The 24,524-nt window shown below is 70.0% G+C and carries 19 protein-coding genes; 8 read left to right on the forward strand and 11 right to left on the reverse strand.

Annotated features, from left to right (window positions below; genetic code table 11):
• Window positions 1–58: 58 nt before the first annotated feature.
• Complete coding sequence (locus tag EEJ42_RS00280) at window positions 59–2,818, reverse strand: PA14 domain-containing protein (RefSeq protein ID WP_123098019.1); 2,760 nt, start codon at window positions 2,816–2,818, stop codon at window positions 59–61.
• A gap of 38 nt (window positions 2,819–2,856) precedes the next feature.
• Between EEJ42_RS00280 and EEJ42_RS00285 the strand changes: the two genes are divergently transcribed.
• The gene (locus tag EEJ42_RS00285; protein ID WP_123098020.1) at window positions 2,857–3,600 is read left to right on the forward strand and encodes an SDR family NAD(P)-dependent oxidoreductase; all 744 of its coding nucleotides are present in this window, start codon (window positions 2,857–2,859) and stop codon (window positions 3,598–3,600) included.
• A gap of 237 nt (window positions 3,601–3,837) precedes the next feature.
• A complete protein-coding gene (locus EEJ42_RS00290) occupies window positions 3,838–4,293 on the forward strand; it encodes a lamin tail domain-containing protein (RefSeq protein ID WP_123098021.1) in 456 nt (151 codons plus the stop codon).
• Window positions 4,294–4,318: 25 nt separating this feature from the next.
• On the opposite strand, the gene EEJ42_RS00295 is transcribed toward EEJ42_RS00290, so the two are convergent.
• Window positions 4,319–5,587, reverse strand: a complete 1,269-nt coding sequence (locus EEJ42_RS00295) for an SLC13 family permease (RefSeq protein ID WP_123098022.1) — start codon at window positions 5,585–5,587, stop codon at window positions 4,319–4,321.
• Between the two features lie 172 nt (window positions 5,588–5,759).
• Between EEJ42_RS00295 and EEJ42_RS00300 the strand changes: the two genes are divergently transcribed.
• Together EEJ42_RS00300 and EEJ42_RS00305 are read left to right on the forward strand one after the other, a co-directional pair.
• The gene (locus EEJ42_RS00300; protein ID WP_123098023.1) at window positions 5,760–6,470 is read left to right on the forward strand and encodes a FadR/GntR family transcriptional regulator; all 711 of its coding nucleotides are present in this window, start codon (window positions 5,760–5,762) and stop codon (window positions 6,468–6,470) included.
• Window positions 6,471–6,641: 171 nt separating this feature from the next.
• A complete protein-coding gene (locus EEJ42_RS00305) occupies window positions 6,642–7,769 on the forward strand; it encodes an FG-GAP repeat domain-containing protein (protein WP_246095929.1) in 1,128 nt (375 codons plus the stop codon).
• A 29-nt stretch (window positions 7,770–7,798) separates the two neighbouring features.
• On the opposite strand, the gene EEJ42_RS00310 is transcribed toward EEJ42_RS00305, so the two are convergent.
• Window positions 7,799–8,797, reverse strand: a complete 999-nt coding sequence (locus tag EEJ42_RS00310) for a multicopper oxidase domain-containing protein (RefSeq protein ID WP_123098048.1) — start codon at window positions 8,795–8,797, stop codon at window positions 7,799–7,801.
• Between the two features lie 338 nt (window positions 8,798–9,135).
• On the opposite strand from EEJ42_RS00310, the gene EEJ42_RS00315 reads away from it, so the two are divergent.
• On the forward strand, window positions 9,136–11,523 hold the full coding sequence (locus EEJ42_RS00315) for a ThuA domain-containing protein (protein ID WP_246095930.1): 2,388 nt from the start codon (window positions 9,136–9,138) through the stop codon (window positions 11,521–11,523).
• Between the two features lie 38 nt (window positions 11,524–11,561).
• Window positions 11,562–13,748 carry an OmpL47-type beta-barrel domain-containing protein gene (locus EEJ42_RS00320; RefSeq protein WP_123098024.1) on the forward strand — a complete coding sequence of 729 codons (2,187 nt, stop codon included), beginning with the start codon at window positions 11,562–11,564 and terminating at the stop codon, window positions 13,746–13,748.
• 171 nt (window positions 13,749–13,919) lie between these two features.
• Here the strand turns inward: EEJ42_RS00320 and recQ are convergent, their stop codons facing one another.
• Window positions 13,920–15,794: a DNA helicase RecQ gene (recQ, locus tag EEJ42_RS00325; RefSeq protein ID WP_123098025.1), complete on the reverse strand. Its 1,875-nt coding sequence runs from the start codon at window positions 15,792–15,794 to the stop codon at window positions 13,920–13,922.
• Between the two features lie 34 nt (window positions 15,795–15,828).
• Window positions 15,829–16,374, reverse strand: a complete 546-nt coding sequence (locus EEJ42_RS00330) for a YceI family protein (RefSeq protein ID WP_123098050.1) — start codon at window positions 16,372–16,374, stop codon at window positions 15,829–15,831.
• Window positions 16,375–16,551: 177 nt separating this feature from the next.
• Here EEJ42_RS00330 and EEJ42_RS00335 point away from each other — a divergent pair, with 177 nt between their 5' ends.
• A complete protein-coding gene (locus tag EEJ42_RS00335) occupies window positions 16,552–17,094 on the forward strand; it encodes a snapalysin family zinc-dependent metalloprotease (RefSeq protein WP_123098026.1) in 543 nt (180 codons plus the stop codon).
• Window positions 17,095–17,158: 64 nt separating this feature from the next.
• On the opposite strand, the gene EEJ42_RS00340 is transcribed toward EEJ42_RS00335, so the two are convergent.
• The gene (locus tag EEJ42_RS00340) at window positions 17,159–17,950 is read right to left on the reverse strand and encodes a DeoR/GlpR family DNA-binding transcription regulator (RefSeq protein ID WP_123098027.1); all 792 of its coding nucleotides are present in this window, start codon (window positions 17,948–17,950) and stop codon (window positions 17,159–17,161) included.
• A gap of 140 nt (window positions 17,951–18,090) precedes the next feature.
• Between EEJ42_RS00340 and EEJ42_RS00345 the strand changes: the two genes are divergently transcribed.
• Complete coding sequence (locus EEJ42_RS00345; RefSeq protein WP_123098028.1) at window positions 18,091–18,858, forward strand: HpcH/HpaI aldolase family protein; 768 nt, start codon at window positions 18,091–18,093, stop codon at window positions 18,856–18,858.
• 12 nt (window positions 18,859–18,870) lie between these two features.
• Here the strand turns inward: EEJ42_RS00345 and EEJ42_RS00350 are convergent, their stop codons facing one another.
• The 5 genes from EEJ42_RS00350 to EEJ42_RS00370 form a co-directional block, all read right to left on the reverse strand.
• Window positions 18,871–20,238, reverse strand: coding sequence for an NAD(P)/FAD-dependent oxidoreductase (locus EEJ42_RS00350; protein ID WP_123098029.1), 1,368 nt, complete (start codon window positions 20,236–20,238; stop codon window positions 18,871–18,873).
• Between the two features lie 78 nt (window positions 20,239–20,316).
• Window positions 20,317–21,306: a zinc-dependent alcohol dehydrogenase family protein gene (locus tag EEJ42_RS00355; RefSeq protein WP_123098030.1), complete on the reverse strand. Its 990-nt coding sequence runs from the start codon at window positions 21,304–21,306 to the stop codon at window positions 20,317–20,319.
• Complete coding sequence (locus EEJ42_RS00360; protein WP_123098031.1) at window positions 21,303–22,181, reverse strand: carbohydrate ABC transporter permease; 879 nt, start codon at window positions 22,179–22,181, stop codon at window positions 21,303–21,305. Before EEJ42_RS00360 ends, EEJ42_RS00355 begins: the two co-directional genes overlap by 4 nt.
• The gene (locus EEJ42_RS00365) at window positions 22,178–23,143 is read right to left on the reverse strand and encodes a carbohydrate ABC transporter permease (RefSeq protein WP_184502863.1); all 966 of its coding nucleotides are present in this window, start codon (window positions 23,141–23,143) and stop codon (window positions 22,178–22,180) included. Before EEJ42_RS00365 ends, EEJ42_RS00360 begins: the two co-directional genes overlap by 4 nt.
• Window positions 23,136–24,491 carry an ABC transporter substrate-binding protein gene (locus tag EEJ42_RS00370; protein WP_123098032.1) on the reverse strand — a complete coding sequence of 452 codons (1,356 nt, stop codon included), beginning with the start codon at window positions 24,489–24,491 and terminating at the stop codon, window positions 23,136–23,138. The genes EEJ42_RS00365 and EEJ42_RS00370 overlap by 8 nt, the downstream gene beginning before the upstream one ends.
• Between the last annotated feature and the right edge of the window lie 33 nt (window positions 24,492–24,524).

Genomic DNA, 24,524 nt, shown 5'->3' on the forward strand with positions numbered 1-24,524 from the left:
CGCCCGGGATCCACCGGGCGGGGCGCCGCCGCTCCTCGCGGTCCAGCCGGTGCGCGGTCTAGCCGGTGCACTCCATCGACGCCGGGTCCTCCGCCGCGCGGATCAGGGACCGGTGCGCCTGGCGCAGCCGCTCCACATCGGGCTTGACCTCTCGGCGGTCATAGGTGATGAGCCCGTTCAGCTCGCCCTCCACATCCGTGATCTGGGTGTAGACCGCGCCGCTGTTCCCATGGCAGGCGACCTGCTGCCGCACCTTGTCCAGCAGCTTCAGGTACTCGGCCGTGTACTGCTCCTGGTCCACGCCCACATAGGTGTGCTGCACCGGCCAGGCGTGCCCCGGGACGGCGAGACCCAGACCGCCGTACTCCCCGATGACGCCCGCCCGCTCGGCGTCGGGGCGCGGTTCGCCGGGGCCCGGATAGGCGTGGATGTCGGCGAGGTCGCCGTTGCCGGTGTCGTTCCAGCCGCTGGCGCCGTCGATGAGCCGTGACGGGTCCCAGCCCTTGGCGAGCGCGGGCACCTTCGGTCCGCCGTACTGGCCCCACCCCTCGTTGAAGGTGACCCAGATGCCGATCGCCGGGCTGCTGACGTGCTGGTCGACCATGGCCTTCATCTCGCGCTCGTACTGGGCCTGCGCCTGCGCCGAGGGCGCGATGGTGTTCATGGCGGGCATGTCCTGCCACACCATCAGCCCGAGCCGGTCGGCCCAGTAGTACCAGCGGTCGGGTTCGACCTTGATGTGCTTGCGCACGGAGTTGAACCCCATCCGCTTGTGCATCTTCAGGTCGTACGCCAGGGCCTGGTCCGTCGGCGCGGTGTGCAGACCGTCCGGCCAGAAGCCCTGGTCGAGGGTGGCCATCGAAAAGAAGGGCTTCCCGTTGAGCACCATGCGCTTCTTGCCGTCGACCTCATCGACCGCGATGCTGCGCATGCCGAAGTAGCTTGTCACCCGGTCGGCCTTCGCGCCCCGCCCGACCGTCACCTTCAGCCGGTACAGATACGGATCGTCCGGCGACCACAGCCGGGCCGAGGGCACCGGCACGGTCAGCGCCGAGCCGGTGCGCCCGGTCGCCGTGCCGACCGCGCGCTTCCCTTCGTACGCGGTCGCGGTGACCGGCACGCCGTCCCGTACGCCGCGGACCTCCGCGGTGAGCGCCTTGCCCGGCACGTCCGGGGTCAGCTTGAGGCTGTCGGCGTGGTCGGCCGCCACCGGCTCCATCCACACGGTCTGCCAGATGCCGGAGGAGGGGGTGTAGAAGATGCCGCTGGGGTCCAGCCGCTGCTTGCCCATCGGCGGGTTCTCGCCGTCCTTGGCGTCCGTCGGGTCGTACACGCCGACCAGCAGCTCCTGGGTGCGGCCGGGGTGCAGGGCGTCGGTGACGTCGGCGCTGAAGCGGTCGTAACCGCCGCGGTGTTCGGCGACCCGGGTGCCGTTGACGTAGACCTGGGCCTGCCAGTCCACGGCGTCGAAGTTCAGCTTCAGCCGCTGGCCGTCGCCGACCTTCCAGCTCGCGGGGATGGTGAAGGTCCGCCGGTACCACATGCGGTCCTCGTGGCGCTCCAGCCCGGACAGCTTGGACTCCACCGGATACGGCACCAGGACGTCTTCCCGCAGCCGCTGCCCGAACGGGGGCGCCTGGCCCTTCTCGGCGGCGGCGAACTGCCAGGTGCCGTTGAGGTTCTTCCACCGCTCGCGGGTCAGCTGCGGGCGCGGGTATTCGGGGTGGGCGTTGTCCGGGCCGACCTCCTCGGCCCAGGGGGTGCTGAGCTGATATGTCGACGTGTTGCCGCCGAAGGCGAGGAACTGCCCGACGGCGCCCTGGTCGTTCGTGAGGCCGCCCTCGCCGTCGTAGCGCACGATCGCCTCGCCGCCGCGGCCCACCACCGGCTCCTTCAGCGTGAGCAGCAGCCGCGAGCGGTCGGCCGGGTCCAGCCGGGCCGGGCCCAGCGGCCAGGCCGCGCCGCCGATGACGGCGGTGAGGTGCCCGGTCAGCCCGGCCGGGGGAGCGGCGAGGGGGCGGGCGAAGTCCATCAGCAGCGTCCGGCCGTCCGGCTGGACGGCGCTGCTCACCGGGCCCTCGTAGCCGAAGTCCGGGGGCAGCCGGAACGCCGACGCCGGAACCGGCTCCTTGGCCTTGCCGGGCGGGGTCCAGGCGAGGTGGACGTTGGAGCCGCCGTAGTGCTCGAAGTACTCGACCTTGATGTCGTACGCGCGGCCCGCGGTCAGCTCGACCGGGCCGGAGACCTGTTCCTTGTCCCAGTCGTCGACCCAGTGGTCGATGACGGGCCGGCCGTCGATCCACAGCCGGAAGCCGTTGTCACCGGTGATCGAGAAGGTGTGCGTCCCGGAGCGCTCGGGGACGAGCCGGCCGGTCCACCGGACGCTGACGTCGTCGGACCGCCCGGTGGCGGTCTGGAGCCGCGGCTCCAGGTTGTCGAAGTCGAGGGACGGATCGAGGGTGGTCGCCTTGAGCTCGTGGAAGTCGAAGGCGCCCGGGGCGGACTGGAGGTAGTAGTCGCCGCGCAGGCCGTTGACGACGGGGTCGGGATCGCGGTCGTCGGACGCGGCGGCCGCGGCGGGGCCGGGACCGGTCAGCAGACCGAGTACGCCGAGCGCCAGGACGAGCGCGGCGATGACGGGTCTGACGGGTCTGGTGAGAGCCGAACGTAAACGCACAGGTCCTCCTTGCCGGAACAGCTGTTGGAACAAGCTGGGGCGCCGATCATTCGGCCATTGGCGACAGAACCTGTCAATACTGAACGCAAGCCAACACCCTTGACGAGAAAGCCCTTTCTGCTTAGCGTGCGGTTCACACATATGATCGAGATTCAACAATTTGCACGATGGAGGCCGTAATGGGGCGACGGATCGTGGTGTCGGGCGGCGGTACGGGCATCGGGCTGGCGACCGCGGAGTCCTTCGCCGCGGACGGCGACCGCGTCGTTATCGTGGGACGCCGCACCGAGGTGCTGCGTGCGGCGGCCGACAAACTGAACGCCGCCCATGGCGACGGCCTGGTCACCTGGACCGCCGCCGACCTGAGCGACGCCGGGCAGACCCGCCGCGCCGCCGACGAAATCGCCGCCGACGGCCCCGTCGACGTGATCGTCACCAACGCGGGCGGCAATGTCGCGCCCGGCAACGACGGCACCCTGGAAGGCATCGCCGACCAGTACCAGCGCAACTTCGCGGCCAATGTGCTCACCGCCGTCCTGCTGACCGAAGCCCTCATTCCGCATATCACCCGCCCCGGTGGCCGGATCGTGCACCTTTCCTCGGTGGCGGCGCTGCGCGGCCCCGGTTCGTACGGCGGCACCAAGGCCGCCCTGCACACCTACACCTTCGAACTGGCCAAGCGGCTGGGCGCGGAAGGCGTCACTGCCAACGCCGTGGCGCCCGGCTATGTCGAGGACACCGAGTTCTTCGGCGAGCGCGGCACTCCCGAGTTCATCGCGCAGCAGATCGGGCAGACGCTCACCGGGCAGCCGGGCGTGCCCGCCGAGATAGCCGCCGCCATCCGCTATCTGGCCTCCCCGGAGGCCGCGTATGTCACCGGGCAGGTCCTGCACATCAACGGCGGGGCGCAGTACGGCCGCTGACGCGCCCCCGCACCAACCCCGGCGTGTCGCAAGGGCCGGACGGCCCCGGATCAGGGGCCGCGCAGCCCTGCCGCCACGGAGCCCCACGGTCCACTCTGGTTGTCCACACAGGTGGGGGAAAGACGGACGGACGGCCGCACCGAGGGAGTCACCTCGTGACTCCCAAACCATCTCGGGCGCGGCCGTCCGTCCGTCTGTGTGCGCACCACCGCGACACGACGCAAGGGGAGAGACGTCATGTTCCGAACGACCGCCAGGGCCGCCGCCGCGATGGCCGCGGGCTGTGCCATCGCGCTGCTGTATCCCGCGGCGCCCGCCGGGGCCGCGGGCTCCGTGCATCTGCACAAGATCTACTACGACTCTCCCGGTTCGGACACCCGGAGCAACACCAGCCTCAACGCCGAGTATGTGCAGATCAAGAACTCCACCTCGCGCGGGGTGAGCCTCAAGGGGTGGGTGGTGGTCGACGCCAGCCGCCACGCGTACACCTTCCCGTCGTACACCCTCGGCGCGGGCAGGACCGTGACGGTGCGGACCGGCATCGGCTCGGACACCTCCGCCACCAAGTACCAGGACCGCCGCGCCTACGTCTGGAACAACACCAGCGACAAGGCCACGCTCCGCAAGAGCGGCAGCACCACGGTCGACACCTGCTCGTACAACAGCAGCCGGGCCGACTACAAGATGTGCTGAACCCCGGGGGTCCCGGGCCGGGGGCTCAGCCCAGGCCCGGGACCACCATCGTGAGCCACACGGCGGCGGGGACGACGACCACCATGATGCCGCCGTAGATCATCAGCTGGCGGAAGAACCGGTCCCGGTCGACATCGGGCGCGGCTGCCAGCACCAGCGCGCCGTTGGTCGAGAAGGGGCTGATGTCCACGACCGTCGCCGAGACCGTGAGCGCGGCGATCATGCCCACCGCGCCGATGTGCCCCTGGGAGAGAAAGGGGACGGCGAGCGGGATGAGCGCGCCCATGATGCCCACGGACGAGGCGAAGGCGGAGATGATCGCGCCGATGTAGCACAGCAGCAGCGCCGCGAGCAGCGGCACGCCGATGTCGGTGACGGCGTTGCCCGCGTAGGTGATCGTGCCCATCTCGTCCAGCACCCCGACATAGGTGAGGACACCGCAGATCAGCAGCACGGTGGGCCAGGTGACCTCGTTGACGGCCCGCTTGCCGTGGTCCGGCCAGACGACGCTGAGCGCGACCGCGAGGGTGATCGCGGTGAGCCCGGCGTCCTGGTCGAAGGCGAGGACCGCGACCACCAGGGCCACCAGGGCGACCAGGGTCGCGATCCGGGCCGGGGTGAGCCGGGTGTCCGCGTCCGAGGCCTCCGCCGCCGCCTCCTCCGGCGCAGCCGCGGCCGCGGTGTCGGTACGGGGCAGCTTCAGCCCGCCGCAGACGACGAACACGACGGCCGCGATGAGCAGGTTGACGACGAGGCTGGCCAGGAACAGGGTGACCTCGTTGCCCGGCAGCTTCTCCCGCTCCACGATGCCGTTGACGATCGAGCCGTAGATGCTGATGGGGGAGAAGCCGCCGCCCTGGGCGCCGTGCACCACCATGGCCCCCATCAGCAGCGGGCTGATCCGGTAGCGCGCCGCGAAGCTCAGCGCGAGGGGCGCCACGATCGCGACCGCCGCCGGGCTCACCGCACCGATCGCGGTCAGCACGCCGCTGATCGCGAACATCACCCAGGGGATCAGCGCGACCCGCCCACCCACCAGCCGGATCGCGGCGTGCACCAGCCAGTCGGTGGTCCCGTTGGCCCGCGCGAGCGCGAACAGATACGTCACGCCCACCAGCACCACGAACAGATCGCCCGGGAAGCCGGCGAAGATCTGCTCCGCGTCGAAACCGGCGACCAGCTCCCCCACCGCGAAGGCGGCGGCGAAGGAGAGCGCGCCCATGTTGATCGATCTGGTGGTGGCGATCACGAAGACCACCACCAGCACGAGTATCGAGATCAGTTCGTCGGACATCGAGCGCGCTCCCGTCGCAAGTGGCCCAGCCGCGACTCACGTTGCGGGCGCGATGGTTCAACAGTCAATACATAGGTGGCACATTGGCTGAGCCAATCGACCGCCAGGTGCTACGCTGCGGATCGGGCCGGTCACCAACCGCAGCAGCCAGCCGCAGCAGGGGGGAGCCCGCATGGCCGACGACGCACTGCGCCCGATGACCCGTCAGCGCCTGTACGAGCAGGTGCTGGAGCGGCTGCGCGCCTACGTCGAGGAGGGCGGGCTGCGCGCGGGCGACCGGCTGCCCACCGAGCGGGAACTCGCCGAGCGGCTCGGCATCAGCCGCGCCTCCGTCAAGCAGGCCATCGTCGTCCTGGAGGTGCAGGGCCTGGTCGAGGTGCGCCAGGGCGGCGGCATGCGGCTGCTCCGCGACAGCCTCGACACCGAGCCCGTGGAGCGCCTGGTGGAGCGGCGGCGCCGACTGCCCGATGTGCTGGACGCCCGGGAGGCGCTGGAGACCAAGCTCGCCGAACTCGCCGCCGAGCGCCGCACCGACGACGACCTCGCCGCCCTGGAGCAGGCGCTCCACTGGATGGAGGACGAGATCGCGACGGGCCGCCACGGCATCGAGGGCGACCGCCGCTTCCACGCCGCGGTCACCGCGGCCGCCCACAGCCCGCTGCTGGCCGAGTTCATGCGCTCCATCTCCGAGCAGATCGCGGAGAGCCGTGCGGAGTCGCTGCGTCAGCCGGGCCGCCCCAAGCGGTCGTTCGCCCAGCACCGGAAGATCCTGGACGCAATCGCCGAGGGCCGCTCCAAGGCCGCGGCCGCGGCCATGCGCCGCCATGTCCGCACCGTCGCCCAGGTGCGCCTGCTGAACTGGGACCCGGACGGATCCTCCTGAGCGCGGGCCGTCTTCACACGGCGTCCGCGGCGCCTCCCCGACCGGAATCGGTCGCTCAGCCGTGTTTTCCGGCCTATGGCGCACCACGCGACGCGCACGGCACAACACCCGCCCATAGCATCAACGCGGCTCTCGGGAGCCCCCGAGGGCATGAGGCAGGGAGACGTTTCTATGCGCGTCAAGAGAGCCATTGGTGTCGTCGCCCCCGCACTACTGGGCATGATCCTCGCCTTCCCCGGAAGCGCGTCCGCCGCCGACTCGGGCGAGCGCGCCAACCCGTTCAGCGGGTTCGTCCTCCACACCGGCACGCCCCTCCACGAGACCGACGACACGTTCGCGAGCCTGACCGCCGACTGGGACCGCGACGGCCGTCCGGACCTCATCGAGGTCAAGAAGAGCAACACGGGTACGAACTCGACCGAGGTGCACATTCTCTCGGGTGCGAGTAATTTCCAGCGGTTCATTGTGCAGACGGGTACGGCGCTGCATGAGACCGATGGGTCGTTCGATTTCGCCGTGACGGACTGGGACCGCGATGGCCGCCCGGACCTGGTCGCGATCAAGAAGAGCAACACGGGTACGAACTCGACCGAGGTGCACATCCTTTCGGGTGCGAGCAATTTCCAGCGGTTCATTGTGCAGACGGGTACGGCGCTGCATGAGACCGATGGGTCGTTCGACTTCGCCGTGACGGACTGGGACCGCGACGGCCGCCCGGACCTGGTCGCGATCAAGAAGAGCGCCACCGGTACGAACTCGACCGAGGTGCACATCCTCTCGGGTGCGAGCAATTTCCAGCGGTTCATTGTGCAGACGGGTACGGCGCTGCATGAGACCGATGGGTCGTTCGACTTCGCCGTGACGGACTGGGACCGGGACGGCCGCCCGGACCTGGTCGCGATCAAGAAGAGCGCCACCGGTACGAACTCGACCGAGGTGCACATCCTCTCGGGCGCCGGCACCTTCCAGCGGTTCGTGCTCCAGACCGGTACGGCGCTGCACGAGACCGATGCCACCTTCGACTTCGGCGTGGCGGACTGGGACAAGGACGGCCGTCAGGACCTCGTGGCCATCAAGAAGAGCAACACGGGGACGAACTCCACCGAGGTCCACGTGCTGTCGGCCGCGAGCACCTTCCAGCGGTTCGTGCTCCAGACCGGCACCGCGCTGCACGAGACCGACGCCACCTTCGACTTCGGCCTGGAGGACTGGAACCGCGACGGCACCTCCGACCTGGTCGCGGTGAAGAAGAGCAACACCGGCACCAACTCCACCGAAGTGCACGTCCTCGGCGGCTGACGCACCGGCGCGCGAGCTGTGACCCGCGGCTATGACCCGCGCCCCGCGGTCAGATGGTGCGGGTCGTAGCCCGGGATCGTGCCGTCGGGCTTGGCGACCAGGAAGAGTCCCGCCATCCCCATGTCGGAGTGGCTCTGGACGTGGCAGTGGTACATCCACGCGCCCGCCCCGGTGTTCTCCCCGGCGATCACCTGGAAGCCGAACGAGTCGGCCGGTCCGGTGATCTTGTTGTCGATGACCCGGCTCGGGTCGTCCGGCCCCTCCAGGATGCCCGTGCGGTTGTCCGCCCAGCGATGACCGTGCATGTGGAAGGTGTGGTAGTACTCGCCGTGCGTGATCATGATGATCTCGACGCGTTCGCCCACCGTCGCCCTGAACTCGGGCGCGTCATGGCCTGACTTGTTGTTGATCGTCATGTCGTTGAAGACGATGGTGAACTGCTTCTGCGGCAGGACGTCCCCCGCACGGCGCACCACCACCGGCCCGTACAGCCCCTTGCGGAGGCCACCGGTGCCGTGCGGGGTGCCGACCGCGTGGTCGTGGTAGTGCCAGTAGCCCGCGCTGCCCGGCCGCCAGGTGCCGTCCGCGCGGGTGCCCGGGGCGTGGGTGCGCCAGGTGTACGTACGCGTCCCGCCCGGTTCCACGGCGCTCCGGTTGAGCTGGGTGCCGTCGCTGGCGGTGTCGTAGTCCAGGCCGTGCACATGGAGGCTGGCGGTGACGTCCATGGTGTTCTCGAACTCGATGTGCAGGGTGTCGCCCTCGGTCAGCTCGATCAGCGGACCGGGGATGGACGCCTTGCCCTTCTCCAGGCCGTAGCCCATCTGCCCGTCCGGCAGCTTCTCCGCGTACATCGTGATGCGACGGACCGCGCCACCGGCCGCCGCCGTGGCCACCCGGCGCTTCGCGCCCTCGGCAGGCGCGGCAGACGTGGCGGAGGCGGCGGGGGAGGCGAGGGGCAGCGGGCCGCCGATCGCGGCGGCGGCCGCGCCACCGGCGAGAAGCCGGCGGCTGAAGCCGCGTCTGGGCATGGTGCCGGGTGCGTCGCTCATCGCTCTCCCAACTCGGTGCGGCTGTCTCGATGTTGCCGATGCGCACGTGCCCCGGGGATGGCATCACGGTAGCCGGAGGACGCCCGTTCATCCACACTCAGGACAAAGTTCGTCGAGTTGCGGTCATAGCTATTGGCGGAGTGCGAAAAGGCGTCTAGCTTCCTTCAGCGGTGTATCCGGTACCGGAGAGGGATGGGTTACTCATGCGGGATGAACCGTACCAAAAGCCCTCGGAAAGGCATCGGCTGACGAAGCGTCGGCCACGGAGGAGACGCGCGGCGTTGGCGGCACTGCTGTTCGGGGCCGTCACCGCGACCATGCTCGGCGGCACCCCTGCCGCCGCCCGCCCCGAGGAGCGCCCCCGGCCGGCACTGCCGTCCCCGCCGGGCGGTGACGACGTCAAGGTGCTGGTCTTCCACGGCTCGGCCGGGGACGAGGCGCCGACCGTTGATGCCGGTATCGAGGCCATCGAACGCATCGGCAACCAGGGCCCGGCGGCGACCCGCTTCACGGTCGACGCCACCGCCGACGCCTCCGTGTTCACGACGCCGAAGCTCGGCACGTACAACGCGGTCGTCTTCCTGACCGGCGCGGGCGATGTGCTCGACCCGGAGCAGGAAGCCGGGCTCGAAACGTACATGGAGGCGGGCGGCGGCTTCCTCGGCATCCATGGCGCGGCCCGCAACGAGCCGTACTCGGATTGGTTCACCGGTCTGATCGGCGCCCGCCCCACCACCGGCCCCGCCACCGTGCAGCGGGCCGTCGTCGAGGTCGGCGACCGCGGCCATCCGGCCACCAAGGACCTGCCGCTGGAGTGGAAGCGCCCCGACACCTGGCTCAACTGGAAGACCAACCCCTCCGGCCAGGTGCACACCGTCGCCCGGGTCCGGGAGAGCAGCTACCAGCCCGGTACGGGTGCCAACGGCTGGGACCACCCCATCTCCTGGTGCCGTGACTACGACGGCGGCCGGTCCTTCTACACCGGCATGGGCGGCACGGCGGCCGGTTTCCGGGAGACGGACTTCCGCACCCATCTGCGCGGCGCGCTGTTATGGACCACCCGGCTCGCCCGCGCCGACTGCCAGGCCACCATCACCGCCAACTACAAGGCCGAGCGGGTCACCAAGCCCAATCAGCCCGGCCAGGCGGACCAGATCGGTGAGCCGCACGGCCTGGTCACCGCCCCGGACGGCCGGGTGCTGTACATCGGCCGCGGCGGCAGCGACAACAGCGCGCCCGTCGTCACCGACTGGAACGACCCCGACATCGGCAAGGGCCTGGGCCAGATCCACGTCTACGACCCCAAGACCGGCAAGGTGACGCTCGCCGGTGCGCTCACCGTGTTCGGCAACAAGGGGGGCGGCGATGAGCTGATCAAGAACGAGGAGGGGCTGCTCGGCATCGAGCTGGACCCGGACTTCCTCACCAACGGCTGGGTGTATCTGCACTACACCCCGCACTCCAAGATCAACCGCGACACCCGCATGGCCGAGCGCCGGGTCTCCCGCTTCACCCTGAACCTCAAGACCGACAAGCTCGACCTCGGTTCGGAGAAGGTGCTGCTGTCCTGGCCGGTGCAGATCCACAGCTGCTGCCACGCGGGCGGCGGCATGGCCTGGGACTCCGAGCGCAATCTCTACATCGCCACCGGCGACAACAACTCCTCCCAGTTCAGCGACGGTTACTCGGGCAACAACCCGCAGCCGAACTACAAGGGCGTGTCCTTCGCCGACGCCCGCCGCACCGCCGGGAACACCAACAACCTCAACGGCAAGATCCTTCGGATCCACCCCGAGGCCGACGGCACGTACACCCTCCCCGAGGGCAATCTGTTCACCGGCAAGGAGCCCGACGAGGGCGGCGGCAAGACCCGCGGCGAGATCTATGTGATGGGCGTGCGCAACCCGGCCCGGATCTTCGTCGACAAGAAGACCGACATCCTCTACGCGGGCTGGGTCGGCCCCGACGCGGGCGAGCCCAGCACCACCTGGGGCCCCGCCAAGTACGACACGTTCGCCGCCATCACCAAGGCGGGCAACCACGGCTGGCCGTTCTGCATGGGCAACAAGCAGCCGTACCGCGACCGCAACCTGCCGGACCCGAGCAAGCCGCTGGGCTGGTACGACTGCGACGCCCCCAAGAACGAGTCGCCCAACAACAACGGCCTGGTGAACCTGCCGCCGGTCACCGGGAACACCATCTGGTACTCGCCCCAGGGCGGCGCCCCCGACTATCCGCGCAACGCCGACGGTATCCCCAGCTACAAGGCGTCGGAGGCGAAGTTCCTGCTGCCGTGGCTCAAGGGGGGCGGCCAGGCCACCATGAACGGCCCGGTGTACCGGTACGACGACACCAGCAACAGCGCCACCAAGTGGCCCGCGTACTGGGACGGCAAGTGGTTCGTCGGCGACTTCTACGACGCCGACCAGCCGCGCCACGCCGTGGTGACCGACCCCAGGACCGTCGGCAAGGGCGGACTGCCCGTGCACGCCGAATCCCTCAAGAAGATCATCCCGGTGGGCGCCGACGGCATCCGCAACCTCATGGACTGGAAGTTCGCCCCGGACGGCTCGCTCTACGTCCTCGACTACGGGCGCGGCTTCTTCACGTCCGACGCCAAGTCGGCGCTGTGGCACATCACCTACAAGGGCGGCGAGCCCACCCCGCTCGCCAAGGACGTGGCCAGGAAGGCGGAGCAGCGGTGAGACGAAGGCGGCTGAAAGCCCCCAGGACTCCGAGATCCATGACGGCGCTGCTCGCCGCGCTGCTCATGGTGCTCGGGCTGACCTCGGGACTGTCCACGGCCACGGCCGCGTACGGAAAGGACACCGGCAAGCGGGCCGCACAGCAGACCCTGACCTGGACCGCGGGCGACGACATCACCAAGTACGTCTCGGCTCCCACCACGGCGGTCGCCGGGAAGACCACCATCGTCTTCGAGAACAGCACCGCCACCGGCAACACCATGGGCATGCCGCACACCCTCACGTTCGACGTGTCGGATCCCGAGTACAACAACGACGTCCCGCTGAACATCCTCGCCAACCCCGCGGACGACAGCGGAGGCAAGCACTCCGTCGAGGTCACCCTCACCCCGGGCCGCTACCGCTACTACTGCACCATCCCCGGCCACGGCCAGATGCAGGGCATCCTCGTGGTCACCGAGGACGGCGGGGGCGAGGACACCACCGCGCCCGAGACCTCGGCGAAGGTCGGGGGCGAGCAGGACGCGGACGGCGCGTACATCGGCATGGCCACGGTCACGGTGTCCGCCACCGACGAGGGCTCGGGCGTGGACAAGATCGAGTACGCGGTGGGCGACGGGGCGTTCCAGCCGTACACCGCCCCGGTGATGGTGCACGAGGTGGGCACGCACACCATCCGCTACCGGGCCACCGACAAGGCGGGGAACACCTCCGCGGTGAAGTCGGCGGAGTTCCGCGTCGTGCCCCCGCCGACGGACGACACCACCCCGCCCGAGACCTCCGCGACGGTGTCCGGCAAGCAGGGCCCGGGCGGTGACTACTACGACACGGCCACCGTCACCCTCACGGCCTCCGACACCGGATCCGGCGTCAACACCATCGAATACGCCCTGGACAAAGGCGACTTCACGAAGTACACCGCGCCGGTGGCGGTGACCGCGCACGGTCCCCATACGGTGCGCTACCGCGCGACCGACCGGGCCGGGAACACCTCCGAGGTGAAATCGGTGGCGTTCTCCGTGGTCGCGCCGCCGAGCACGGACACCACCCCGCCCGAAACCGCCGCGAAGGCGGAAGGCGCCAAGAACTCGGACGGCAACTACGTCGGCAGCGCCAAGGTGACCATCACCGCCACCGACGCCGATTCGGGTGTGGCGAAGACCGAGTACTCCCTCGACGGCGGCCCGTACCTCGCGTACACCACCCCCGTCGTCGTGGACCGGGTCGGCCGCCACACCGTCGCCCACCGCGCCACCGACAAGGCGGGCAACACCTCGTCGGCCAAGAAGCTCGCGTTCACCGTGGACGAGGGCGGCGGCGTGCCCGCCCCCGCGTGCCCCGAGTGGGACGAGCGGCTCACCGTGATCGTCGGTACGGTCGACACCGGCGTCCCCAACCGCATCACCCGCGGCCGCTGCACCATCAACGAGCTGATCGAGGACGAGAAGGACTGGTCCTCGCACGCCCTCTTCCTGAAGCACGTCACCTCGGTGACCGGCAAGCTGATCTCCGACGGCGTCATCGACCAGCGCGAGAACGAGGCCATCAACAAGGCCGCCGACGAGTCCGGGATCGGCAAGCCCGGCCAGAGCGAGGGATACCGCGACCTCTTCGACGGGACGAAGAAATCGTTCGACGCGTGGCAGCACGTGGGCGGTGGCGCCTTCGGGCTGAACGGCGACGGCACCATGACCAGCAGCTCCACGGTCGACGGCATGGGCATGCTGTGGTTCCCGCGGCGCACCTACGACGACTTCTCGCTGAAGCTCCAGTTCCGTGACGACGCCCCGGGGACGGGCAACGCCAACAGCGGCGTCTTCGTCCGCTTCCCCGATGTCAACGACCACCCCGAGGAGTCCCGCCCGGAGTGGGTCGCCATCAAGTACGGGCACGAGGTGCAGATCAACGACCGCCCCGACGGCGACATGTACAAGACGGGCTCGATCTACGGCTTCGACCGGGTCGGGCTGGGCGGTGCGGGGGTGACGCCCAAAGGCAGCTGGAACGACTACGAGATCCGGGTGGTCGGCCAGCACTACACGATCTACCGCAACGGTGTGCTGATCAATGAGTTCGAGAACGCCGGGGGCCAGGACTTCACCCCGCCGCGCGCGGACGACCCGGGCACCGACGGCCGCCGGTTCGCCTCCGGATACATCGGTCTCCAGACCCACAGCACCAGCGATGTGGTCTCGTACCGCAACATCCGGATCCAGGAGCTGTAGCGAGACGGGAGCCGTAGCGAGAGGCGAGTAAGTGGCCGCCGGAGTACCCCAGTCCCCGGCGGCCACCGTCACCCTTGAGGTTACCCGAGGTAATACTCAGCGGTAACCCCTCTACTCACCACATGCCAAAGCCCCGCCCCCACCAGCGGGGCGGGGCTTCGGCAGCCGCCGTCAGGACGCCAGCGTGTCCAGGATCTGCTGCCCGTACTTGACCAGCTTGTTCTCGCCGACCCCGCTCACCGCGCCCAGCTCGTCCAGCGTCGAGGGGACGACGGTCGCGATCTCGCGCAGCGTCGCGTCGTGGAAGATCACGTACGCGGGCACACCCTGCTCCTTCGCGGTCGCGGCCCGCCAGGCGCGCAGCCGCTCGAAGACCGGCACCGCCTCCTCCGGCAGATCGGCCGCGGCCTTGCGGGACTTCGACGACGACCCGGACGCGCCCGACTTCGCCGACTTCCCGGCGCGTACCTTCTCGGGCTCGCGCCGCAGCCTGACCTCGCGCTGCCGCCCCAGCACCTCGGCGCTCGCGTCGGTGAGCACCAGCGTGCCGTAGTCGCCCTCGACACCCAGCAGCCCATGCGCCAGCAACTGCCGCACGACGCCGCGCCATTCGGCCTCGCGCAGCTCGGTGCCGATGCCGAACACCGACAGCGCGTCATGGTCGAACTGGATGACCTTGGCCGTCTTCTTGCCGAGCAGGATGTCGATCACCTGTCCGGCGCCGAACTTCTGGTTCCGCTCCCGCTTGAGCCGGACCACCGTCGACAGCAGCTTCTGCGCGGGGACGGTGCCGTCCCAGGACTCCGGGGGCGTCAGGCACGTGTCGCAGTTGCCGCACGCGGTGCTCTGCTGGCCGAAGTACGCGAGCAGCTGGACCCGGCGGCATTCGACGGTCTCGCACAGGGCCAGCATCGCCTCCAGGTGCGCGCCCAGCTTGCGCCGGTGGGCGTCGTCCCCCTCGGAGGTGTCGATCATCTTCCGCTGCTGGATGACGTCCTGGAGCCCGTACGCCAGCCAGGCGGTGGACGGCAGCCCGTCCCGCCCGGCGCGGCCCGTCTCCTGGTAGTAGCCCTCGACCGACTTCGGCAGATCCAGATGGGCCACGAATCGCACGTCCGGCTTGTCGATGCCCATGCCGAACGCGATCGTCGCCACCACGACCAGCCCGTCCTCCCGCAGGAAGCGCGCCTGGTGCTCGGCGCGGACCGGGGCGTCGAGGCCGGCGTGGTACGGCACCGCGTCGATCCCGTTGCTCACCAGGAACTCGGCCGTCTTCTCGACCGAGGCGCGGGACAGGCAGTAGACGATTCCGGCGTCGCCCGGGTGCTCGGTGCGCAGCAGTTCCAGCAGCTGCTTCTTCGGCTCGTTCTTCGGGGCGATCCGGTACTGGATGTTGGGGCGGTCGAAGCTCGCCACGAAGTGGTGGGCGTCCTGGAGCTTCAGCCGGGACGCGATCTCCGCGTGGGTGGCCTCGGTGGCGGTCGCGGTCAGCGCGATCCGGGGCACGGTGGGCCAGCGCTCGTGCAGCTCGGACAGGGCCAGGTAGTCGGGCCGGAAGTCGTGCCCCCACTGGGCCACGCAGTGCGCCTCGTCGATGGCGAAGAGCGAGACCGTGCCGCGGTCCAGCAGCCGCAGCGTGGACTCCACGCGCAGCCGCTCGGGCGCGAGGTAGAGCAGGTCCAGCTCGCCCGCGAGGAACTCGGCCTCCACCATCCGCCGCTCGTCCAGATCCTGGGTGGAGTTGAGGAACCCGGCCCGCACTCCGAGGTTCCGCAGCGCGTCGACCTGGTCCTGCATCAGCGCGATCAGCGGCGAGATGACGACCCCGACGCCCTTCCGTACGAGCGCGGGGATCTGGTAGCACAGCGATTTGCCGCCGCCGGTCGGCATGAGGACCAGTGCGTCACCACCGGTTATGACATGCTCGATGATCTCCTGCTGGCCTCCCCGGAACGCGTCATAGCCGAAGACGCGGTGCAGCACGCGCAGGGCTTCGCTGCCATCGGGGCCGTTGACGACATCGGGTCCGTTTTCGGGAAGAGCCATCCGCCGATTCTAGAGGTCCCGCGAGGTGCCCTGGTCAACGACGGATGAACCGCGCGGTGACGGTCAGCGCGGCGGCGCCCGTCATCATCCCCAGCCGGTTCCAGGTCATGCCGAAGCCGGTGCGGTCGATCTCGACGTCGGCGGTGAGCGTGGCGGTGTCGGCGGTGGCCTCGGTGAGCCGCGCCGTGAAGGACAGGGGCCGGGTGCGGCCGAGGACGGTCAGCTCGCCGTCGACCGCGACGGTGGCGCCCTCGCCGGGCACCGCGCCCGAGACCGCGACCGTGATCTCGGGGTGGTGGTCCGTATCGAGGAAGTCCGCGTTGCGCAGATGGGCGTCGCGCTTGGGGTTCCGGGTGTCCAGCGAGGCGGCGTCGATGGTCAGGGAGCCCCGGGCGGAGCCGTCCGCCAGCACCTCGCCCTCCCCGTTGACGGCCGTGAAGCGGCCGCTGACGGTGGCCAGTCCCCAGAACGTCTTGTGCCGGACGCGGACCGTGGATCCGGCCGGGTCCAGGATCCAGCGGCCCGCTTCTATGGCGGACGGCGAGACGGGGGTGCGGGCGGTGTCGGCGGCGTCCGCCATGGCGATCACGTCCTCGTCGGTGTGGGACACGTTCCCCGGCAGCTTAGGGAGACCCGGTGTGATGTGGCGAGAGGGGAGCGGGTTGGATGGGGGCGGACGTGGGCACAGTGGCCGTTGAAACATGACGGTTCGTCATGTGCACGTCCAGATGGATCCTTTCCCCACGAGGAGGCCGATGTGACATCCAGCAGACTCGTCCGCGCTCTACCGGTCGCGATCGCGGCGGTGCTCGCCCTGGCGGGTGGTCAGGCGGTGGCGGCACCGGCACCCGATGCCGCCGCGCGCGTGGTCACGTATGACGCCAGCGGGGCCGCCGAGTTCAAGGACGCGGTGACCAAGGGCGCGGCGGTCTGGAACCAGAGCGTGAAGAACGTACAGCTCAAGCCGGTCACCTCCGGTCAGCGGGCCAACCTCCGCGTCGTCGCGGACAACGGCTGGCCCCGTGCCCAGGTCACCGCGCTCGGCAGCGGCACGATCTACTTCGGACGGCAGGCCGTGGACGAGGGCCACAACACCGTACGGATCGCTTCGCACGAGATGGGCCACATCCTGGGCCTGCCCGATGTGAAGCCGGGGCCCTGCTCCAGCCTGATGTCCGGGGCCAGCGCCGGTACGTCCTGCACCAACGCCAACCCCAACGCCGCGGAGAAGGCCGAGGTCGAGGACGCCTTCGCGCTGCTCGAGTCGTCCACCGCGACGGCGGCTACGTACAAGGACTGACCGGGGCTCACCGGAAAAGAGGCGGGCGGGCCGGGGGAGACTCCCGGCCCGCCCGCTTGCGTTCTCACACCGTGATGACCTCGGTGTCGGGGAGGGCGCGGAACGGTGCGAGCTGGTCGTCGGTGGCGCCGCTGTCGGTGACCAGCGTCCACGGCCGGTCCAGTGGGGCCCACGCGGTGAACGGGGACTCGCCGAGCTTGCTGCTGTCGGCGAGCACGAACACCTCCCGGCCGCGGTCGGCCATCATTTCCTTCAGCGAGGTCTGCTGAAGGCTGGCCTCACAGATGCCGCGCCGCGCGTCGATGCCGTCGGCGCCCAGGAAGACCTTGTCCGCGGTGAGCCGGGACAGGGTGAGTTCGGCGAGCGGGCCGACGAAGCCCTGGCTGACATGGCGCAGCGTCCCGGCGAGCGTGATCAGCTCGATGCCGTCTACCTCGGCCAGTGCGCGCAGCGCGGTCAATCCGCTGGTGATGACGGTGAGTTCGGTGCGGGCGCGCAGATGGTGGGCGAGTCGGCCGGTGGTGGTGCCCGCGTCCAGGATGACGGTGTCGCCCCGCGCGATCCGCGCGGCCGCCCACCGTCCGATGCGGTCCTTCTCGGCGACCGCGAGCCCGCTGCGCTGCCCGAGCGTCGGCTCGGGGGTGTGCCCCGCGCTCATCGCGCCGCCGTAGGTACGGGCGATGGTGCCCTGCTCGGTGAGCAGGGCGAGGTCCCGGCGGATGGTGGAGGGGGTCACCTCCAGTGAGCGCGCCAACTCCTCGACGACGACCGCGCCATCGGTCCGGATCGTGCGGGCGATCAGGTCCCGGCGGTCCACGGCGCGCAGTCGCCGCTGACCTTCCCCGTTGGATGTCATCTGCGCCTGCCATCCTCTCCGCGACTCTTCCGAGACTCTTTCGCGACTCTGCGTGACTGGGAGAGAACACTATCTTCCGTGCGCCCGCTCCGTACGCCGCCTGTCGACCCGAGGAGAGAAAGCGAGAGAAGCTGGGGAGCATGAACACTTCCCCCGCCGACTTCGCCTCCCGGCTCCGCGCCCGCCGGCGGATCCTCGGCTACTGGGTCGTCCTCGACAACCCCGTCGGCACCGAGCGGCTGGCCGGGCTGGGGTACGACTACATCTGCGTCGACGCCCAGCACGGTCTGCTCGACTACAAGGGCACCCTCGCCGCGATGACCGCCGTCGACGCCCGCGGCAGCGCCGCCGGAATGGTGCGCGTCCCCGCCAATGACGACTTCTGGATCGGCCAGGCCCTGGACGCGGGCGCCCGTGGCGTCATCGTCCCGCTGGTCAACACCGCCGAGCAGGCGGCCGCCGCGGTGAGCGCCTGCCGCTATCCCCCGCTCGGCGTCCGCAGCTACGGCCCGATGCGCTCCGGCCTGCGCGTCGGCCCCACCCCGGCCGAGGCGAACGAGCAGGTCGCCTGCATCGTGATGATCGAAACGGCGGAGGCGCTGGACAACACGGTGGAGATCTGTGCGACGGAGGGGCTGGACGGCGTCTACATCGGCCCGTCCGACCTCACGATCGCCCTCGGCGGACGGACCTCCACGGACCCGTCGGTTGCGGAGCGGTTCGACGCGGCCCTGACGAAGGTCGCGCAGGCCGCGGAGGCGGCCGGGATCGCGGCCGGGATCCACTGCCCGGACGGCGCCACGGCCGCCGAACGGCTGGCCCGGGGTTTCACGTTCGCCACGGTCAGCAGCGACCTGGTCCACCTGGAGCAGGCCGCCGCGACCCACCTCCGCGACGCCAATGGCTAGCCGGACCCGGGGCTATGCCTCCACGCGAAGGGGTGGGGTCGGCAGGCCCTGGGCCTGGGGAAGCAGCACCGTCCGCAGGGCGACGGCGGGGGAGAGCAAGCGGGACGGTGGGGCGGCCAGGTAGGTGACGTCGCGGAATGCCGCGCCCACCACCGGGTCGATCGCCGCCCGGGCCGCCAGCCGTTCGAAGTACCAGCTCCGCAGCCGCTCGGCCGCTCCCATCGGGGTGGTGTCCGGGGTCGTGGCGTACGGGCGGTCCGCGCCGACGGCGGTGAGCCAGGCGGTGTCGCTCGCCCGGGCCACGGCGTGCTGCGCGCGGGCCGTGAAACCGGGCCGCAGGGGGCCGCCGTCGGACAGGCACCGGCGGAGGGCCAGCCCGCTGAGGGCGGCGACCGACATGCCCTGCCCGTAGATCGGGTTGAACGTGCAGGCGGCGTCCGAGACCGCGAGGAACCCTTCGGGCACCCCGCCCCGGGCGTCGTAGTGGCGGCGGCGGTTGGAGGTGTCGCGGAAGCCGTACGGCGGGGACACCGGCTCACAGGTGCGCAGGTGGTCGTCCAACGTCGGTTCGCCTAAGGAGCGTACGAAGTCCGGCACCGCCGAGCCCTCCGTCGGCGGATGGTGGCCGCGGACCCCGGCGAGCGTCAGCAGCCAGTTGCCGCCCTCGACGGGCGACCAGGCCGCGCCGCGCGGGCAGTCGGGGCGCGGCTGGATGACCATGACCATGTCCCACGGCGCGGCGGGCCGGAACATCTGGGTGCAGTAGCCGATCCCCGCGTCGACGACCTCCTCGCGCGGCGCCCGGTGGCCGAGGTCGTCCAGCCACTTCGGGGCGCGTGAGCCCCGCCCCGAAGCGTCGATCACCAGGTCGGCGGGCAGCTCGCGCTCCGCGCGCTCGGCGGCGCGCGACCGCAGCCGCACACCGGTCACCCGGTCCGCCCCGCCGAGCAGCCCGGTGACCTCGGTCGCCTGGAGCACCTCCACCCGGGTCCCGGAGCGCTCGGCCCCGGCCAGCACCCGGGCTCGTACGGTGGCGTCCAGCAGGGCCCGGGTGCAGCTCAGCGTGGCGTGGCGGCCCTCGTGGAAACGGCGCTGCCAGCCGTTCGGGGCCTTGGTGATGACATCGCGCGGCGCCTCCAGACGGTGCGCGCCCGCCGCCTCCAGTTCGGCGTTGATCCCGGGGAGCAGCTTCTCCAGGGCGCGGCGGCCGCCGCTGAGGAGGACGTGCAGATGGCGGCCCTGGGGGACGCCCTTGCGGAAGACGGGCTGCTCCGGGTACCGGTCGCGCTCCACGACGGTGACCGTGTCCACGTGGCCCAGGAGCGCGGCCGCCGCCAGCGTCCCCGCGAGCCCGCCGCCCACCACTACCGCGCCGCCCATCCCGCCGCCTCCCATTCCACCGTGATCGGTACGGCCCAAGCCTGCTGCGGGGGGACCTGGGCCGTCAACCACACACGGTTACGGCTCGACCACGATCTTGCGGCCCTGGCCGGACCGGAACTGCTCCAGCGCCTCGGGGTATTCGGCGAGCGGCATCCGGTGGCTGATGAAGATCTTCGGGTCGAGGACACCGGAGGCGAAGAGCCCGGCGGCGCGCTCGTAGCTGTGCAGGACCGCCATGGAGCCGGTGATGGTGATCTCCTGGTTGTAGATCTTGTACGGCTCGATGGTGGCCCGGGTCGCGTAGTCGGAGACCCCGAACTGCAGGAACGTGCCCGCCTTGGCGACCCGGCCAAGACCGTCCTGGATGGCGGCCTGGTTGCCGGTGGCGTCGATGACCACGTCCCAGCCGCGCGGCTGGTCGAGCTCGTCGGCCGAGCCCGCGGCCCGGGAGCAGCCGAGGGTGGTGGCGGTGGACAGCCGCTCGGGGTTGACGTCGAGGACGTCGACGCTGGTGGCGCCGGTCCGCTTGGCCAGCTCCAGCATCATCAGCCCCATGGTGCCGGAGCCGTAGATGAGTACTTCGGCGCCCAGGTTGCCGCTGAGGACGTCGTAGCCGCGCACCGCGCAGGACAGCGGCTCGATCAGGGCCGCGTCGCCCACGTCCACGTGCTCGGGGAGCTTGACGCAGTTGGCCACCGGCGCGACGGCGAACTCGGCGGCACCGCCGGGGACGCTGACCCCGATGGCGTTCCAGTTGTCGCACAGGTTGCCCCGGCCGATGCGGCAGTAGCGGCATTCGTGGCAGTGCAGGGAGGGGTCGACCGCGACCCGGTCGCCGACCGCCACCTCGGTGACGTCCTTGCCGACGCCCACGACCTCTCCGGCGAACTCATGGCCGGGCACGATCGGCAGGGTGGGCGCGAACTCGCCCTGGAGGATGTGCAGATCGGTTCCGCACAGCCCGCAGGCCGCCACGTCGACGACGACCTCGCGGGGCCCCGGGGCCGGGTCCGCGACCGTGGCGACGGTGACCTTGCCGGGTGCTTCGATGACGGCGGCCCTCATTTGACTGCTCCTAGCGACAGGCCCTGGACGAGTTTGTCCTGGGCGGCGAACCCCGCGGCGAGCACCGGCAGGGAGATGACGATCGACGCGGCGCACACCTGGGCCAGGAACAGCCCCTGGCTGGTGACGAAGCCGGTCAGGAAGGCCGGTGCGGTCTGGGCGACCACGCCGGTGAGCACCTGCGCGAACAGCATTTCGTTCCAGCTGAAGATGAAGCAGATCAGCGAGGTGGCGGCGATGCCGGGACCGGCGATCGGGGCGACGACCCGCCACAGGATGGTCGTCAGCCGCGCCCCGTCCATCTGGGCGGCCTCGATGATGGACACGGGGATGTCGGCGAGGAAGGACTGCATCATCCACACGGCGATCGGCAGGTTCATCGACGTGTAGAGGATGACGAGCAGCCAGACGTTGTCCAGGAAGCCGATGTCCTTCGCGAACAGGTACACCGGCAGCAGCCCGGCCACCACCGGCAGCATCTTGGTGGACAGGAAGAAGAACATCACGTCGGTCCACTTGCGCACCCGCCGGATCGACAGCGCGTACGCGGCCGGGAGCGCCAGCACCAGCACGAAGAGGGTGGAGAACAGGGACGTGCCCATCGAGTTGAGCAGCGCGGGCCAGGGGCTGGCCCCGCCGTCCACACCGAAGAACGCCTTGTAGCCGTCGAGGGTCAACGGGGCGGCCAGGGAGGGCGGGTTGGTGGCGGCGTCGCTCTCGGAGTGGAAGGAGGTGAGCAGCATCCACAGCACCGGCAGGACGAACAGGATGCCGATGAACCAGGCCAGCAGGCCGAGCGCGGCACCGCGGCGCTTGGCCCGGCGGGCGGACGGCGGAACAGCGGTGATGGTGGCGGGGGCGGTCAGGGTGGTCATGCGCGGGACGCCTCCTCACGGAAGAGGGACGACACCACGCGCAGCGCGAAGGTGGCGATGATGATCGTGCCGATCACGACCAGCACACCCGCTGCCGATGCCAGCCCGTACTCGTGGGCGTTGTAGAAGGTTTCGTAGATGGTGTAGGGGAGGTTGGCGGTGTCGAGGCCGCCACGGGTGAGGGTGAACACCGCGTCGAAGTTCTGCACGATGTAGATCGACCCGAGCAGGGTGCCCAGCTCCAGATAGCGCCGCAGATGGGGCAGCGTCAGAAAGCGGAAGATCTGCCAGTTGCCCGCGCCGTCCAGCCGGGCCGCCTCGATCATGTCCAGCGGCCGGCTCTGGAGCCCGGCCAGCAGGATGAGCATCATGAACGGTGTCCACTGCCAGATCAGCGACGCCTCCACGGCCATCAGCGGCATGTCGCTGAGCCATTCCGGCTGGGGTCCGCCCAGCCAGGTGAGGACGCCGTTGAACAGCCCGTACTCGGGGTTGTACAGCGCATGCTTCCACAGCAGCGCCGAGGCCACCGGCACCAGCAGGAACGGCGCGATGAGCATCGTACGGACGAGCCCCCGGCCGCGGAACTTGCGGTCCAGCAGCAGCGCCAGCGCCAGCCCCAGCACCACGCTGATGATGACCACGGTGGCGGTCAGCAGCACGGTGGTGAGGATCGACTCGCGCAGCGCCGGGTCGCTCGCGACCGTCGTGTAGTTCTCCAGCCCCGCGAATTCACGGTTGTCGGGGCGGAACGAGTTCCAGTCGAAGAGGGAGATCACCAGCGTCGCCACGAACGGCAGCTGGGTGACCACGATCAGGAAGATCAGGGCGGGCATCAGCGGTGCCCGGGTGGCCCATTCCCGTGCCCGGTTCCTCGGCGGCCGGGAGGCGTTCCGGGAGGCGGCGGCCACGGCCGGCGGGCGCTCGCCGCGGACGGGGACCGCGGTTGTCGGATTACTCATCTCGGTACTCCTCGCCCACCTTCTCGGCCAGCTTCTGCGATGTCTTCAATGCCTGCTCGACGGACTGCTTCCCGGCGATGGCGGCGCTGATCTCCTGGGCGACCTTGGTGCCGAGATCGGCGAATTCGGGGATGTCGACGAACTGGATGCCGATGGTCGGCCGTTCCTGTACGCCGGGATCGCGCGGCTTGGCGCTGGTGATGGCCTTTCGGGTGACCTCGGAGAACGCGCCCGCGGACGTGCGGTAGTCCTCGTTGGCGTAGGTGGAGGCCCGCTTGCCCGCGGGCACGTTGGACCAGCCGAAGGTCTTGCCGACCAGTTTCTCGTACTCCTTGCTGGAGGCCCAGGAGATGAACTTCCACGCCTTGTCGGAGTTGCGCGAGGCCTTCTGGATGCCCCAGGCCCAGGTGTAGAGCCAGCCCGAGCTGTCGGTCTTCTCCACCGGCGCCTGGACGTAGCCGATCTTGCCCTTGACGGGCGACTTGGCGGCCTCCAGCGAACCGGCTGCCGACGTGGCGTCGTACCACATGGCGCTCTTGCCCTGGGTGAGGTTGTTGAGGCACTCGGCGAAGCCGGACTGGGAGGCACCGGCCTCGCCGTGCTTGCGCACCAAGTCGACATAGAACTTGGTCGCCTTGACGAACTCGGGCGAGGTCAGCTGCGCCTTCCAGTCCTTGGTGAACCAGGTGCCGCCGAAGGTGTTGACGACCGTGGTGAGCGGCGCCATCAGCTCGCCCCAGCCGGGCAGCCCGCGCAGACAGATGCCCTTCATCCCCTTGCGGGCGCCGTCGGCCTTGGCCGCGAGGTCCGCCACCTGATTCCAGGTGGGCCGCTTGGGCATCTTCAGATTCTTCTCGGCGAAGACGTCCTTGCGGTACATCAGAAACGACGACTCGCCGTAGAAGGGCTCCGCGTACAGCTGTCCGTCACCGGCGGTCAGTGACTGGCGCATCGGCGGAAGAATGTCCTTCTGGTCGAATGCCTTGTCCTTGGCGACATGCTCGTCCAGCGGCATCAGCCAGCTGTTCTCGGCGTAGAACGGCACCTCGAAATTACTGATGGTGGCGACGTCGTACTGCCCGGCCTGATTGGAGAAGTCCTGACTGATCTTGTCGCGGACATCGTTCTCCGGCAGCACCGTGAACTTGACCTTGATGCCCGTCTCCTTGGTGAAATGCTTCGCGGTCAGCTTCTGCAATTCCATCATCTGCGGGTTGTTCACCATCAGCACGTTGATGGTGTTGCCACCGGAGCTGCCGCCGCCCATACCGGCGCACCCCGCGAGGAGCGCGCCCGCGGTCAGGGCCACGACCGGTATCCGGGCAGCACGAAGTGTCAGGACTGGCATAACGGGTCCAATCGGAGGGACGTGGGGAAGGGA

Origin of the sequence: Streptomyces botrytidirepellens (genome assembly GCF_003721215.1) — a bacterium.
Taxonomy (GTDB): Bacteria; Actinomycetota; Actinomycetes; order Streptomycetales; family Streptomycetaceae; genus Streptomyces; species Streptomyces himastatinicus.